Origin of the sequence: Sporosarcina saromensis (genome assembly GCF_033253735.1) — a bacterium.
GTDB classification, from domain to species: Bacteria; Bacillota; Bacilli; order Bacillales_A; family Planococcaceae; genus Sporosarcina; species Sporosarcina saromensis.
Window position 1 is genome coordinate 27,979 of record NZ_JAUBDI010000014.1, and the last position, 15,532, is coordinate 43,510.

Genomic DNA, 15,532 nt, shown 5'->3' on the forward strand with positions numbered 1-15,532 from the left:
TTTAGAACACTTCTATTTGACCGTATGCACCAATTTCAGGCACTCACGGGCATTTAGAACACCTCTATTTGACCGTACGCACCAATTTCCGACGCTCACGGGCATTTAGAACACCTCTATTTGACCGACTGCATTAATTCTTAACGCCCACGGGCATTGAAAATTTTCCAATGAAACGATTTACATCACACTTTCACATTTACTCCCTCTATCGAGGAGCCTTCCACCGCAATCCACACAAAAAAATATGCACGAGGACGAATAGCCCTTCATGCATATTTGAGTTGCGGCAAATGGTATTCCTACTCTATCTGTAACTTATATTTCACACTGATCGTCTGTGCAAACGCCTTTTCCTTCACTGCCGAGCACTTGCAATTTGGGTTGAATGCCTTCTTCTTTTGCGACTTTCTCTAATGCTTCTGCAAATGCTTGTGCAGGCTGCGCTCCTGAAATAGCATATTTGCGATTAATGACAAAGAAGGGTACGCCTTGCACGCCGATTTGCCTTGCTTCTTCGATGTCTTGCTGAACATTTGCAGCAAATTCGTCAGATTGGAGCATGGCAGATACATGTTCTTTTGACATGCCTGCTTCTTCAGCAATATTCAATAGCGTCTCTTCCTTGCCAAGCGCTTCGCCTTTTAGGAAGGACCCTTGCATTAATCGCTCAGAAACCGCATCCGCCTTCCCTTCAGTGGCGGCAAGTTTTGCAAGCCGGTGTGCGTTAAACGTATTGGCTACCTTCATGCCATCCACATCATATTGTAATCCGACCGTCTTCGCTTGTTCCGCGACATTCGCCATCATGTTTTTCGCTTCATCCAAACTGACACCGTATTTCTTTGCCAATCCATCAAGCATCGGTGCTTCTGATGTAGCAGGTGTAGTTGGGTCCAATTGATACGCTTTGAATTCCACTTCGACTTGACCGGCTAAATTTGTAGATGCAAGTGCCTCTTCTAACCGGCGTTTTCCGATGTAACAAAAAGGACAAACATAATCTGACCATATCTCAATTTTCATTAACAGCCCCCACCTTTCTACTTCTATTTTAGATTTCATTCATTATGGCAACAATGAATATGCCTGCTATCGCAGTAGTTAACAATAAATTGGAGGATTATTAATGAAACACTCACTTTGGTTACAAACTGCCTATAAACGCAACGCCTATCCCCCACTCGATAAAGATGTATCATGTGATGTCTGTATTGTTGGCGGTGGGTTAAGTGGACTTGCCAATGCTTATTTCCTTGCGAAGGAAGGGAAAGATGTCATTTTACTAGAAAAAGATGAGATTCTTTGTGGAGCAACCGGTCATTCAACAGGGAAATTGACCGTGCAACATGATGTAGTGTATGCCGATTTAATTAAACAGTTTGGTCGTGAAAATGCAAAGTTGTATTATGAAGCGAATCGGCAAGCTGTGCTGTTTGGGGAATCCATCGCTGAAGGTGATGAACTTCGAAACGCAGATTCCATCTTGTTCTCGCAATCAAAATACGGAACTGAAAAACTTCAAGACGAGATGAAAGCATATGAGGAGATTGGTATTCCGGGAGAACTCGGAAGGAACAGTGAACTTCCACTAAAAACAGAAGCTACATTGACAATTAAACGCGAAGCACAACTACATCCTGTACGATTCGGTCAGCATCTAGCTAAATTAGCAGTGCAAGCTGGTGCCCGTATTTATGAAAAGACGGATGTCCGGTTAATGGATTTAAAAAAACGCGTAGTGTACACAAGTAGTGAGCACGAAATTCAATTCTCCAACCTCTCATTGTGCACGCATTATCCAATTGAAGCGCTGCGAGGTTTGCAAATTTTAAAGTTAAGCGTCAATCGCTCCTATATCGTGTCATGCTATGCAAACATGCCACTTCAAGGGCAGTATATTTCAGTAGATAACCCGAAACGTTCAGTCCGTACCGTATATATTGACGGAAAGACCCATTTCTTACTAGCCGGCGAATCCCATGTAGCAGGAACGGAAAAAGCGACTCAAATTCATTATGAAACGTTATCGTTTGAATTACGGAATACGTACCAACTAGAAGCCTTGAAATATGGCTGGTCTGCCCAAGACCCATCTACACCTGACCTAATCCCTTATGCGGGTATCATTTCTTCTAGCATGCCGTATGTATACATTAATACGGGTTTCCGAAAATGGGGCTTGTCAAACGCCATTGCCAGTGCGCGCATTATTACTGACCAAATCGTTGGACGTGAAAACAAAGCGATATCTTTATATGCCCCGGATCGCACAGGTTTTGGATCGTTCCTTTTACAAGCTTTGCGCAATACTGGACTTGTAGTAAAAGAGTTTACGGGCGGCCATATTACACGAACCGATTCTCCTATATGTACACACATGGGGTGCAGGACACGTTGGAATGAAGCGGATCAGACGTGGGACTGCCCATGTCACGGTTCCCGCTTTCGTACAGACGGTTCTGTCCTAGAAGGACCTGCTACTAAACCACTCGATTTGAATTGAGCCACTTTTCAAGTATACTGACGAAAAGGGGTGTAAGGGATGTCTGTCAGAGAGATTAAAAGAAAGTACACGACGATGGACGACCGTTATCCATTTAATTTGGACATTGTTCGTAGGTTTGACGGATTAGCATTTTCCGCACCCGTGACAATTATTGTCGGTGATAATGGTTGTGGAAAGACGACGTTATTAGAAGGAATTGCTGCTGCAGCGGGAAGCATTTTAATTAGCGGAGAGCATATGGAAAAGGACCATTCGCTCTCTCCAGCATTTGAACTTGCAGAAGACTTGAAGATTATCTGGTCCTTGAAATCGAATAATGGCTTCTTTTTTCGCGCAGCAGATTTCATTACATATACGCGAAGTATTGCAACAATGCGTGAAGATGCACGAGCAAAAATAGAGGAAATAAAGCAACGAGATCCATATAGCCTAGAAGTTTTGCCGTATGCAAAAACGTACCATGAACTACGTAGTCTTTACGGAGAAGGATTGGAAAAACGTTCACACGGAGAAAGTTTTTTCGACTTATTTCAAGCAAGATTTCGACCTGGAGGTTTTTATATTCTGGACGAACCGGAAGCACCTTTGTCGCCGCAAAATCAGCTGACACTTCTTGCGATGATACATGAGATGACGAAAGAAGGAGCTCAGTTCCTTATTGCTACTCATTCCCCCATCATGATGGCTTATCCGTACGCCGATTTGTATGAAGTGCAAAATGGTGTTCTGGAGCCGGCTATATTTGATGAACTGTCACATGTTCAGATAACGAGAGATTTTTTGCATACACCCGATCGCTATTTACGTCATTTATTCAACTAAATTTCTAACACCACTATACTTATTGCAAAAGTAAAATACCGCATGGAAACGAGGTTATGATAACCAAGCTTCATGCGGTATTTTTTGTCCCTCATATCACTTTTATTTCAATGCTTCCGTTAAAATCGGGACGATTTGTTTCTTACGGGAAACGACACCTTTAAAGATTGCAGTATTGTTTGTTAGCCCTACATTGAATGCCGCACACGCACGTTCAGCAGCTTGTCCAAGAGCAATGACAGTTGAATCATTGTTTAGAATATCCGTCACAACAAATAGGAAGAGTGACAGGTCCTTCTCTTCAATAATACTGTTTAACAATACTTCAAGCTCTGATTGACGGTCTAATACATCGTTCACTTCAATGGCATTCACTTGAGCGATTTCAATCTTTGCATCACCGATTGTAAATTCTTTTGCGTCTAGAGAGACGAGTTCTTCAAGGGACTTGCCGCTTAAATCCGCTCCCGCTTTTAACATTTCCAAGCCGTACACTTCTGCGTCAACATCTGCAATTGCTGCAAGTTCCTCAGCTGCTTTGCGATCCTCTTCGGTAAATGTTGGGGATTTGAATAACAGGGAATCCGAGATAATTGCTGATAGCATAAGGCCTGCAATTTCTTTCGGAATCTCTACATCATGTTCTTTGTAAAGCTTCTTCAAAATCGTTGCCGTACAACCAACTGGCTCAGCACGGTAGTACAGTGGATCTGCCGTTTGGAAGTTTGCAATACGGTGGTGGTCAATGACTTCAATCACTTGAACTTCTTCAATGTCATCCACACTTTGTTGTTTTTCGTTGTGATCGACAAGGATGACTTGTTTTGTTTCAGAAGCTGCCGTTTCAATTAATCTCGGTGCTTCAAAACCAAATTGCCCTAGAGCGTAAGCAGTTTCACCAGAAATGGAGCCAAGACGAACCGCTTCGGCATCCATTCCGATTTGTTGTTTTAAATACGCATAGCTGATTGCCGATGTGATGGAATCGGTATCAGGGTTTTTATGTCCAAATACTAATACTTTACTCATAAGTATCCTCCTACTATTGTTTATCTTCCTACATATTCTATCACAAAGATTTGCTGAACAAAATTGCTGCTAGCTCTTCTCTGTTTACGATGAAATCCGCAATTGTGTACTGGTCTAATACTGCTAAATAGGCTAAGAGTGCTTCTTGCAGAGCACCTTTTAGCCGACAAGCAGGCGTAAGGACGCAAAGATTGCCTTCAGGTTTAAAACATTCTACAAGATGAAAGTCGTCTTCTGTCTTCCTTACGAGCTCGCCAACATTAATATGTTCCGGTTTCACATTCAACCGGACACCGCCGCCACGCCCACGAACCGTTTCAACTAGCCCCATCTTGCCTAATTCATGAACAACCTTTGTTAGATGATTTTTTGATATGCCATACGTGTCCGATATCTCTTGAACGCGTGATAGCTCACCAAATTCTTTAGTACCTAAATAGATCAGTACGCGCAATGAAAAATCCGTATATAAAGTCAAACGCATAACATCACCGCTCTTTCACATTTTATTATAGCGATTATGACAGGAAGGTGAAAGGTATGTGTCTAAAAATAGAACTCTACATTAAAGTTATATATAAAATATATCTTTAAACAACATAATCGTTTATTGTGGAATTAACAAAACAAGAAAGGTTGTGCACTACATGCTCTCTCAACAAACAATCGATATTGTAAAGTCAACAGTACCCGTTCTTGAACAACACGGAAAAACGATTACGACCGTTTTTTATAAAAATATGTTTGAAGCGCATCCAGAACTATTGAACATTTTCAATCACACAAACCAATCAAAAGGTCGCCAACAAACTGCTCTTGCCAATGCGGTATATGCAGCAGCGGCAAATATTGATAACCTTGGCGCCATTATTCCTGCGGTTATTCAAATTGGCCACAAACACCGTTCATTAGGAATTCTGCCCGAGCATTTTCCAATCGTGGGATATCATCTTCTCGGAGCCATTAAAGAAGTCCTTGGTGATGCTGCAACTTCTGAGATTATTGAGGCTTGGGGCGAAGCGTACGGAGTTATTGCTGATGCATTTATTGGTATTGAAAAAGACATGTACGACAAAGCGGAAGATACAGCAGGCGGTTGGAGACTGTTCAAGGAATTCACTGTCGTTAATAAAGTACAAGAAAGCGACGTCATCACTTCTTTCTATTTCAAACCGGTTGACGGTAGGGAACTGCCTTCCTTTAAACCTGGTCAATACATTACAGTCCGCTTCTCTATTCCAGGTGAGGACTACATGATTAATCGACAATACAGCTTATCGCAAGCTCCTGGGAAAGATACATTTAGAATCTCTGTTAAGCGGGAAGATGCGTGCGAACCGATGGGGAAAGCATCCGTTCACCTTCACAAGCAGTTACATGTCGGCGACACGATCGAAATTAGTGCACCTGCAGGAGATTTTTATCTTGATACAGACAGCAAGACACCTGTGACGTTAATTAGTGGAGGGGTAGGCATTACGCCAATGATGGCAATGGTTCAGACGATTGCACTACAATCACCTGAACGTCCTGTTGCATTCCTTCATTCTGCACGCACACGGAACCACCAAGCATTTGATGAAGATCTGCGCAATATGGATCAAGACTTAACAAACTACACATACGAAACGCTTTATTCTGAAGAAGGAGATGGGTTCATCACACGTGAATTCCTAGCGCAACACGTACTAGCAGGCAGCGATGTCTATGTCTGTGGTCCAACTCCATTCATGCAAGCGGTCATTTCCGGATTAGTCGCGAATGGTGTTGCCAAAGAACAGATTCACTATGAATTCTTTGGACCTGCTGAAGAACTAACACTTGTAACTGCATAAAACAAAGCGCAGCGTCCTTAAACAAAGACTGCTGCGCTCAGAGTGTAGACAAAGTTGATTTTTTACTTTGCCTACACTTATTTAATGAAATTTGTGATACATATAAAGTCCTTCAGCCTGATTGAAAACGCTTGTCAGTTGGAAGGCAGTCTAAGTTCGGGACGTCCTGTCCCAACGACTGCATGACCTGCATCGTGCAGGCCCGCCCGAAGTCAAGCGAAGACGCGAATAGAACTAAAGTTCATGAGCGGACGAGCGCGACGAGCAACAACGGATGCGAGCGTTTGTCAACAGGCTGAACGCAGCCTCCTTACACAAGGACGGCTGCGTTTTGTTGTTCGATTTTGGCAATGTAATCGATCGATATTCGATTAAACTCGTCAGGCTGATCGATGTTACATACATGCCCGGCATTTTTTATTGCTATATATTCAAAGGTCTTACTCATTTTGACAACTTTTTCTACAGGTGGGATGAAAAGGTAGTCTTCATCTCCCATTAAAAACAAGGTTGGAATGGACGTTGTTGACATTTGCAATCGCGACAAGTAAGGATTTATGAGGTGGGTCAATGAGAACCATTTGACGAATTCTTTTTGGCACATTTTTTTCGCTTCATTCACAAAAACCATACGCGATTCCTCATGCTCTTTGCGCGGCATGATAATATATGCTAACAGCTTGTACAATAACATGTAAGGGACTATTCGTTTAGACACATTGCCGACAAACAACAAAAATTTTGTACGGACATCCAGTCGGATGATAGCGCCACCTAATACGAGCGATTTCACTCGGCTTGGAAAATTGTCCGCCATTGTTTGGGCAACTATTGTTCCTAATGACATTCCGACAACGTGCGTCTGTGGCACTTGCAATTCATCTAACACATCAATAACTTCCTTTGAAATATCTGCAAAGCTGTCGCCTTTTTTCCAGCGACCCCTCTCTGATTTCCCGTGGCCACGAAGATCGACTAACAGTATATTGTAGTGTTTCCGATATTCACGTATTTGCTTGAACCAAACCGAAGAACTTCCACCGGCACCATGAATAAATGTAACCCATGGAGCTTCTTCTGCTTTTACATACGTTCGATAGTGAATCAAGTGCTTCATCCTTTCGCCAAATGGATGTCGTATCACATGACTATCCTTCACTCAAGTAAGCGAATAGAGATCTATGCAAGACATCATTTGAGAATAGCTGTAGTTTTCACTACTCCTTTACCATTAAACCATCGTGCGACTCCGACTGACAACCAATTGTGTAGTCCCACAAGTGAAGTTATGTCGAGTTTTTGACAAAAAGAAAGATTGCTACCAGACAAAATCCGGAGCAATCTTGTTTTTCATTGACTAGTATCGATTTGCTTTTTTTGGTAGTTTGAATGATGTATAAATCAAGATTCCCGAAAGCAGTAATCCGATATAGCCGATAAATGGATAGAGGTGCGCGACAAGGTTTTTAAATCCGAAAAAGCTTAATGCAAATCCAATGATCAAAGTAATCAGCACGAATGATCTGAACGTTTTTGTGCCGATTGTTGTAAAACGTGCTCCAAATGCATAAAACATACTTACAGCTGTGTTAAAAATCATTCCGTACAACACAAATGCCATTAAGGTTGCAAGAATTGGTGAGATGTCATTGATGATCGCTAACATTGGCAAGTCCGCGTCCCCTACTACGTCGACTTTTGAGAATATCGCCAAATGAGATAGTAAAATCATAATACCAAGTCCAAGACCACCAACTAACCCACCAAGTGCAGCTGTTCTTTCATCCTTCTCTGCGCCACCCATGACGAGCGACATCGACGCCCCAACTGCAATATTAAAGGAAACATAATTGATACCCGAGATAAACCAATTTGGCAATGTCGTATCCACTTCATTGGCAATTGGATTAAGTGCAGCAAACGATTGATCCATCGTCGTCAAGCAATAGACGGATACAACAATGACCGCTAAAATTAGAAAAGGTGTAATACTACCGATAACTCCTACAACTTTATCGACATTCAATAGAATTGTTGCAAATACAAGAATGACCATTAGTAAACTACCGACAAATGACGGTAATCCGAATTGCTGCTCAAGGTTTGAACCCGCACCAGCAACCATGACGACACCTACGCCAAAAAGTGTCAAGATAATAATAAAATCAATCACCAGTCCAATGTAGAAACCACTAATCTTATAGATGACCTCTTTATGTGATTTCGTCTGCATCCGGCTACCAAGTCTCGTCAATATCATTCCTATGTACGCAAATAAAGCTGTAGATATTATTGCCGCCGCAATCCCCATGAAACCGAAACTAGTAAAGTACTGCAAAATCTCTTGACCGGAAGCAAATCCTGCACCGACAATAATCCCGATGAAAGCGCTTCCCATTTTTAACACTTTTTTCACATTTTGTCCCCCCTATGTTGTTAGCAATTCACACTATGTATGTACGAAATAATTAGAAATTTTAGTACATATTTAGCAATCCCGTCTTAATCTACCATGCATTTGCTTTCATTTCAAGAACATTACGTATTATACGTCCCTTTCAATCATTTTCAATTGACAGATTTAACGAGCGAAATGAAAGGACTGCTCCATTTAAGAGCAGCCCACTACACATCATTTATTTAGTAGTTGCTTTGATTCGCGAATGAACGCCGGTAAGTCATCAGGTGTCCTGCTCGTCACGAGCTGATTATCGCAAACGACAACTTCTTCATCTAAGAACTTCGCACCTGCATATTCCATATCCACTTGGATGGATTTGTAGCCTGTCGCATGTCGTCCTTCTAGCGTTTTTGCTGTAATGAGAAGCTGTGGACCATGGCAAATTGCAAAAACCGGTTTACAATCGTCCATAAATTTCTTCGCAAACTGGACAAATCGATCATCTGCACGAAGCTGATCCGGTGAAAAACCACCAGGTATGAAAAGTGCGTCAAAGTCGGCTGCGTTAACTTCGTCAATTCCTTTGTCAATCGTTACCGTCGTTCCGTCGCTCTTTCCTTTCACTTCCTTGCCTGCCTCTTTTTCAATGGTCACTACTTCGTGACCAGCCTCTTTGAAAGCGTCAGCAGGTTGTGTGTACTCAGAGTCTTCGAATAGGTTTGTAATGACTGTAGCTATTTTCGCCATTTGACTAATCATCCTTTCATATTTCGTAAGCCCTACTACTATTCCACAGTATCCATCATCTAAACTTATGGCCGATATTTTGAGACATAAGGATTATCTTTTTCAAAAAAACGCCAAGGATAATGAACCGCCTCCCCGGAGTTACCGATCCCTACGCGCGGGCCTGTTTCAATTTCCAATGTTTCCGAACCTTTCGCAAGGAACAATGGTTGTTCTGTCCATCGATGGCCATAATAATGCATCGTCACGCCTAAAGCTTTTGACAGCTTACCAGGGCCATTCGTCCAATCCTTCATTTTCAACTTTTCACCCCGGTTCTCTTGCATCAAGTGAAGCCCTTCTACCGGTTCAGCTGCACGAAGTAGAACTGCATGAGGAATCCCCCTCGGTCCACAGACGACATTCATTAAGGTGTGTGTATGCATTTGATACGTATACACATACCCCGGTTCGTCAAACATAATTTCCGTCCGCTTCGTCCGTCGATTCCCATAACTATGTGCAGCTCGATCTTCCGGGCCGTGATAGGCTTCCGTCTCAACAATCCTGGCAACAATGAGCCCGTTAGGTGTCTCATGGACAATCAACTGGCCAACAAGTCGCTTCGCTAGTTCAAGCACAGGGGCTTCAAAAAACGTTTGATCGAGTGGTTCGTACATGTTAATTCCTCCTTCACGTCCCTTTATTATGTAAAAACCATCCTGTATACTCAAGAAAAATGGTGAAGGATGAGATACATGGAACAACTCCAAGAAGCACTACGAAAATTTTCTGAAGAACGTGGTTGGACAGGCAACCGAGATGCACGCAATCTGGCAATATCCATATCACTTGAAGCGAGTGAACTCCTTGAACACTTTCAATGGCAGTCACCTGAGGAAGCGGTGGCTGCAAGAAGAGATGAAATTGCAGAAGAAGCAGCAGATGTACTCATCTATTTGGTACAGTTTGCAGATGCGCTGAATATCGACTTGCTTGAAGCAGCCCGTGCCAAAATGGCTAAAAATGCAGAGCGGTTTCCGATTGGTTGATTGAGGAGAGGGTGATGAGGCAAGTAGTTCGTGCATGGCGGACAAAGCCTACTGCAAGTTCTCGTTAGAAGCTGTTTAGCCAAAAATCGCATGAAGCCAAGTATCGAATTGGTTTCATGCGATTAGATTTATCGTTCATTCAACTAAATGAACATTCTTTCATGACAATCCTTGTCCTTCTGCAAATTCCTTGTACATGGCGTGCGAATGCATCAACTCACTATGCGTGCCAATCCCAGTAATACGACCGGCTTCTAGGAATATGAGTTGATCGGCGTCAATAACAGTCGATAAGCGATGGGCTATGATGAGGGTTGTTCGACCTTCCATTAACCGTTGCAATGCTTCCTGCACATGCGTCTCAGAACCACTATCCAAATTGGACGTCGCTTCGTCTAACAGCAAGATTTCAGGGTCATGCAACAATGCTCTGGCAATTGCAATACGCTGGCGTTGCCCTCCAGACAATTTCATACCCCGCTCGCCCACAAGTGTGTCAAAACCATCTTCCATCTCGTCAATGAATTGAAGCGCATTTGCCGCTTCGGCTGCTCCACGGATTTCATCCAAGGAAGGACGTCTTTCCAGTCCATAAGCGATGTTATCTACAATGGTACCGCTTAACAACGGACTTTCCTGGGATACATAGCCGATTCGTTTTCGCCAATCACCTAACGCAATAGCCTCAATTGGCGCGTCACCGATGAATACACCACCTTCAGTTGGCACATAAAATCGTTCAATCAGTGAAAAGATTGTTGTTTTCCCTCCACCACTTGGTCCAACAAAAGCGGTTACAGAACCTGGTCTAGCTTGGAATGTGATATTTTGTAGCACTTGCTTGCCTGATTCATAAGCAAAGTCAACAGCGCGAAACTCGAGGATGCTCTTATCAATGACGGAAGTCCCTTCAGCTCGTTCACTGTCCATACGCAATATTTGTTGTATACGCTCTGTTGCACCTACCGCTTTTTGAAAAATTGTAAAGACCTGAGCCATTTGTGCAAACGGAATAATGATTTGAAACATAAGAAAAATGATAGCGACGAGTGTCCCTGCAGTTAAATCTCCTTTGGCCACTTGAGCGCCACCGTAGCCAAGGATGACGACTAAAATGCTCATCATGACGAGGGTCATTACAGGGGATATAATCGCTTGAATTTTCGCTTCTTTTAATCCGAAGGTAAACAAAGAGCGAATGGCCTGTTCACCTTTTTCCCCTTCACTCTTTTCAGCACGATATGCTTTCACGAGACGGATATCTCCTAATACACGTCCAAGATGCCCCGAGAACTTTGCCATTTCGCCTTGCGTCGCTCTTGCAATCTTATGCATAATCCGACCAAGCGGGAAAATGATTGCCATACTAATTGGAATACTGACAAGCATGATCAGCGTCATTTTCCAATCCAACACAAACAAAATTGCGACAGCACCGATAATTGAAATGATACCCGTTATGAAAGATACGAGATGATCGGAAACCAATTGTTTCAACATCGTCGTATCTTGTGTAATCCGACTCATCGTCTCGCCTGTTTCATTGTCATCGTAATACGAAACCGGGAGTCTCAATATCTTCGACCACAACTTCCCTCGTAAATCAGCGACAATCGTTTCACCGATGAACGCCAGTAAGTAGTAGGATACACCCCCTAATACCGCCTGGAGAATAAAAACTGCAAACAAAAAAATCGCTGTCTGCCAATTAAATGACGCTGTTGTTAAAGAATCGACCAATTGCTTTGTCACGAGCGGAACAGCAAGACTTGCCCCTGTAGAAAGCAATGCAAGAAAAAGCGCAAGCACTGTCTTTCCTTTCGGCCACTTTAACTGTTGCAATAAAGCAAAGAATTCCTTCATCGATCCTTTCGTTTGGACCGTACTATCCATGTTGACACCTCACAACTCCTATAAAAATACATTCAATAGTAAACAGGATTTCATTTAAATGGTTACTGTAAAAGTTCGTACACATTTTTCAATTATCTCTTTCTTGGGCTACGAACCTCGACACTACTTTCAATTCCCAACTTCTCAAGCCACTTCTTCACTTCTGCAGGACTTTGTAACACGAGCACATCTGCATTGACACGTTCCATCATTCGGTAGACACCTGGCCGTTTCTTTTTCGGATACGTCCATATAAATTTTATAAATTCCCAATCCACTTTTTCTGGACATCCTGGTGCCATATCCGGCCGTGTCTTCCCTCGGTTTTGCCATCTACGTTTGAATACACGGGCTAAACAAAGCCAATTTGGAAAATCGAGAAAAATGACCAAGTCGGCGTACTGCGCTCGCATTTCAATTGTGGAATTAAAATTGCCATCGATGATCCATGCTGGCTGTTCTAACTCACACTGAAGCTTTTCCCGGAATTCGGATTTTGGGGTTGGCACCCATCCTTCGTTCCAAAAGAGGGCATCCAGGTGAATGACAGGCAACTTCAGTTTCTCGGCGAGTGCCACGGACAGTGTGGACTTCCCTGCACCACTACAACCAATGAGCAAGATGCGTTTACTATCCATCTTGTCCCTCCTCTATTTGCTGTAACAGTTTGCCGATTGCTAACCAATCTGCTTCTAGATCCGGTCGATGAGAAGGGCGATAGAAAACAGATGCAGGGTGAAAAGTAGGTACAAGTCGATAGGCCTTTTCCGTCCAGCTAAACGTCGGTTCATCCAATGACTGCAAGCAGCGGACGGGTTGCTCAAGTAATTGCCCGTGTAATTCCGTAACTTTCGCTTCTTTACCGAGCAACCTTTGTAAACCGACATTCCCTAACGTTACAATTAGCTTGGGCTGAACATTCGCGATTTCATAGTCAAGGATCGGCGCATGCGCAATAATCTCCTTCTGCGTTGGCGGACGATTGTACTTTCTTGTCGTCTTTGTCCCATCTCGTTCTCGTTTCTCTCCCCATTTGTACGGTCTACTTCGCACAGCGCTTGTAATATAGACATCTTCACGTGTTAATCCGATTGTTGCGAGAGATTTCATAAGCTCTTTTCCTGCACGTCCAATGAAGGGGATACCATCGACAACCTCAAATTCTCCAGGAGCCTCACCAATAAGCATCAGTTTAGGATGTTGTGGACCTTCTCCATACACAAACCCTTCGACCGGAAATCCTTCAATTCGTTCCTTGCCCAATTGCGCAATGTTTTCAGGTATGCGAAACATTGATCCACTCCCTTTCAGCCTTGTTTCTAACAGATGTACCTGTCTATTCCCTTTCTACACAATTTTAGTTTTACTTGTGGAATTGGATTCGAATAATTTGTACGAACGATGCTCTTATTCGCTTATCATCGAATGTGCCAATGCACGTTCAACACTGTTTGCAAAATTACTGCCTGCTCCCCAATCAAATCTAAAGAAGACACCTTCAGAACTGCCAGCTGCAACAACGTGAACACGAGTTACACCATCGAAATTATCGATTGTCGCCGTTATAGATGCCCGATTATTTGAACGCATATAGTATTTTTCCATGATTAAGACATGCATTTCCGATTCACCGACTGCTCTTTCATAATGATCTACTAATGTACCACTTATACTACCTTGTAGGATAGCAGATTGGATAGCATCTACTGCTTCGCGAGGTGTTATACGGACATTGAAATTTTTAATAGACATATGATTGCCCCCTTTATCTAGTTATGTACGAAAGAGGGTGCTAATTGGTTTCGTTTAGGCATTGTTTAAGACAGGGATCACGATAGGCGCGCGGTAAAGTTTTCGAAGCTCATTTTAAAATCTTAGTATTAGTAATAAACTATAAATCACCACTATAAAAAACCGCATACATAAGAGACATGAATCCCTTACATTATGCGGCTTACGTAATTTATTCTAGTTCAAGCTGTTTCGTTTCCGTTCCGAGTATGATTACAGCAAGGACACCAATAATGATCGCTCCGCAAAAAATGCCAAATATGATTCCGAAGCCGAATCCCTTAGCCACTAGCGAACCAACAAGCAACGGGCCGAATATTCCTCCAATCCTTCCGACAGCAGCGGCCATCCCTGACCCTGTCCCCCGTACGGATGTCGGGTATTGTTCAGGTGAATACGCATACAAAGCACCCCACGCCCCTAAGTTAAAGAAAGAAAGAAAAGCGCCCGACAGTAGAAGCATGGACAACGATTCTGCATTTCCGAATGTAAGCGCACTAATCGCGGTGCCGAGCAAATAAGTCGATAAGACAAATTTACGCCCCGTCTTTTCAATTAACCATGCTGCCGTGAAATATCCAGGTAATTGCGCCAGCGTCATAATGAGAACATATTTGAAGCTGTGAATCATGTCAAAGCCTTTCATGACCATGACGCTTGGCAACCATAAAAACATACCATAATAGGAGAAAACGACTGTGAACCATACAATCCATAACATCGTCGTTTTCCGTGCATATGGTTTGGACCATATGAGCTTCATCTTGGCACCGAATGATTGTTTCGGTTTTCCTGCTCGCTCAAATTTCGGTGAATCCGGCAAGTTGCGACGCAAATAAATGGCGTAAAATGCAGGAAGCGCAGTTAAGACAAGCGCAATTCTCCAACCATATTCAGGAATGATGAAATATGCAATGAGCGCAGCAATCAACCAACCTGCAGCCCAGAAACTTTCCAATAATACAACAACACGTCCTCGTTCCTTTGCGGATACACTTTCCGCTACGAGTGTAGAAGCAACTGGTAATTCCCCACCTAGCCCTGCCCCAATGACGAATCGGAGTGCAAGAAAAACGGTTAGTGTTGTTGTAAGTGCTGATAGTCCGCTTGCTAACGAAAAGAGGATGAGTGTCAGCATAAAAACATTTTTTCGGCCGATGCGATCTGCTAGCATGCCAAAACCTAATGCACCGACTGCCATTCCAATAGAATTGACACTACCTACCCATCCCATTTCAGTAGGCGACAGTTGCCACTCAACTGCTATCGCTGCAATAATGAACGAAAGAATACCGACATCCATTGCATCGAACATCCAACCCGTTCCAGAAATCACAAGTAATTTATTCCGGGAAATCCCCGGTTGTTCTTTTTTCACAATTTGTTTACCCCTCGCTGCATAGTTTGCTGTCATGACACTTGTCATTATACTCTCAATCGAGATCGTTAGACAACCCTTATTTTTAGTTTGAAC

The 15,532-nt window shown here is 42.9% G+C and carries 16 protein-coding genes; 4 read left to right on the forward strand and 12 right to left on the reverse strand.

Features of this window, described 5'->3' with window-relative positions; translation table 11 throughout:
• Positions 1 to 318: 318 nt before the first annotated feature.
• A complete protein-coding gene (locus QT711_RS13630; protein ID WP_317945104.1) occupies positions 319 to 1,026 on the reverse strand; it encodes a DsbA family oxidoreductase in 708 nt (235 codons plus the stop codon).
• A gap of 103 nt (positions 1,027 to 1,129) precedes the next feature.
• Here QT711_RS13630 and QT711_RS13635 point away from each other — a divergent pair, with 103 nt between their 5' ends.
• Both QT711_RS13635 and QT711_RS13640 read left to right on the forward strand, forming a co-directional pair.
• Complete coding sequence (locus QT711_RS13635) at positions 1,130 to 2,506, forward strand: FAD-dependent oxidoreductase (protein ID WP_317945106.1); 1,377 nt, start codon at positions 1,130 to 1,132, stop codon at positions 2,504 to 2,506.
• A gap of 39 nt (positions 2,507 to 2,545) precedes the next feature.
• On the forward strand, positions 2,546 to 3,331 hold the full coding sequence (locus QT711_RS13640; protein ID WP_317945108.1) for an AAA family ATPase: 786 nt from the start codon (positions 2,546 to 2,548) through the stop codon (positions 3,329 to 3,331).
• Between the two features lie 102 nt (positions 3,332 to 3,433).
• On the opposite strand, the gene QT711_RS13645 is transcribed toward QT711_RS13640, so the two are convergent.
• Together QT711_RS13645 and QT711_RS13650 are read right to left on the reverse strand one after the other, a co-directional pair.
• The gene (locus QT711_RS13645; RefSeq protein ID WP_317945110.1) at positions 3,434 to 4,360 is read right to left on the reverse strand and encodes a manganese-dependent inorganic pyrophosphatase; all 927 of its coding nucleotides are present in this window, start codon (positions 4,358 to 4,360) and stop codon (positions 3,434 to 3,436) included.
• A 40-nt stretch (positions 4,361 to 4,400) separates the two neighbouring features.
• Positions 4,401 to 4,844 (reverse strand): Rrf2 family transcriptional regulator, encoded by a 444-nt coding sequence (locus QT711_RS13650; protein WP_317945112.1) that lies wholly within the window; start codon positions 4,842 to 4,844, stop codon positions 4,401 to 4,403.
• A gap of 163 nt (positions 4,845 to 5,007) precedes the next feature.
• On the opposite strand from QT711_RS13650, the gene hmpA reads away from it, so the two are divergent.
• The gene (hmpA, locus tag QT711_RS13655; protein WP_317945114.1) at positions 5,008 to 6,195 is read left to right on the forward strand and encodes an NO-inducible flavohemoprotein; all 1,188 of its coding nucleotides are present in this window, start codon (positions 5,008 to 5,010) and stop codon (positions 6,193 to 6,195) included.
• A gap of 310 nt (positions 6,196 to 6,505) precedes the next feature.
• On the opposite strand, the gene QT711_RS13660 is transcribed toward hmpA, so the two are convergent.
• From QT711_RS13660 to QT711_RS13675, 4 genes are all read right to left on the reverse strand, one after another.
• Entirely contained in the window at positions 6,506 to 7,303 is a 798-nt protein-coding gene (locus QT711_RS13660; RefSeq protein WP_317945115.1) for an alpha/beta fold hydrolase, read from the reverse strand.
• Positions 7,304 to 7,552: 249 nt separating this feature from the next.
• Positions 7,553 to 8,611 (reverse strand): YkvI family membrane protein, encoded by a 1,059-nt coding sequence (locus QT711_RS13665; protein WP_317945116.1) that lies wholly within the window; start codon positions 8,609 to 8,611, stop codon positions 7,553 to 7,555.
• Between the two features lie 216 nt (positions 8,612 to 8,827).
• Positions 8,828 to 9,343 carry a type 1 glutamine amidotransferase domain-containing protein gene (locus tag QT711_RS13670; RefSeq protein ID WP_317945117.1) on the reverse strand — a complete coding sequence of 172 codons (516 nt, stop codon included), beginning with the start codon at positions 9,341 to 9,343 and terminating at the stop codon, positions 8,828 to 8,830.
• 65 nt (positions 9,344 to 9,408) lie between these two features.
• Positions 9,409 to 10,002 (reverse strand): DNA-3-methyladenine glycosylase, encoded by a 594-nt coding sequence (locus QT711_RS13675; RefSeq protein WP_398296139.1) that lies wholly within the window; start codon positions 10,000 to 10,002, stop codon positions 9,409 to 9,411.
• Between the two features lie 78 nt (positions 10,003 to 10,080).
• Here QT711_RS13675 and QT711_RS13680 point away from each other — a divergent pair, with 78 nt between their 5' ends.
• Complete coding sequence (locus QT711_RS13680) at positions 10,081 to 10,374, forward strand: nucleotide pyrophosphohydrolase (RefSeq protein ID WP_317945119.1); 294 nt, start codon at positions 10,081 to 10,083, stop codon at positions 10,372 to 10,374.
• Positions 10,375 to 10,533: 159 nt separating this feature from the next.
• On the opposite strand, the gene QT711_RS13685 is transcribed toward QT711_RS13680, so the two are convergent.
• The 5 genes from QT711_RS13685 to QT711_RS13705 form a co-directional block, all read right to left on the reverse strand.
• Positions 10,534 to 12,267: an ABC transporter ATP-binding protein gene (locus QT711_RS13685; protein ID WP_317945121.1), complete on the reverse strand. Its 1,734-nt coding sequence runs from the start codon at positions 12,265 to 12,267 to the stop codon at positions 10,534 to 10,536.
• A 92-nt stretch (positions 12,268 to 12,359) separates the two neighbouring features.
• The gene (locus tag QT711_RS13690) at positions 12,360 to 12,905 is read right to left on the reverse strand and encodes an AAA family ATPase (protein WP_317945122.1); all 546 of its coding nucleotides are present in this window, start codon (positions 12,903 to 12,905) and stop codon (positions 12,360 to 12,362) included.
• Positions 12,898 to 13,560 (reverse strand): uracil-DNA glycosylase, encoded by a 663-nt coding sequence (locus QT711_RS13695; RefSeq protein ID WP_317945123.1) that lies wholly within the window; start codon positions 13,558 to 13,560, stop codon positions 12,898 to 12,900. Before QT711_RS13695 ends, QT711_RS13690 begins: the two co-directional genes overlap by 8 nt.
• Before the next feature lie 114 nt (positions 13,561 to 13,674).
• On the reverse strand, positions 13,675 to 14,019 hold the full coding sequence (locus tag QT711_RS13700; protein ID WP_317945124.1) for a DUF6054 family protein: 345 nt from the start codon (positions 14,017 to 14,019) through the stop codon (positions 13,675 to 13,677).
• Between the two features lie 211 nt (positions 14,020 to 14,230).
• Entirely contained in the window at positions 14,231 to 15,472 is a 1,242-nt protein-coding gene (locus QT711_RS13705) for an MFS transporter (RefSeq protein ID WP_317945125.1), read from the reverse strand.
• Positions 15,473 to 15,532 lie beyond the last annotated feature (60 nt).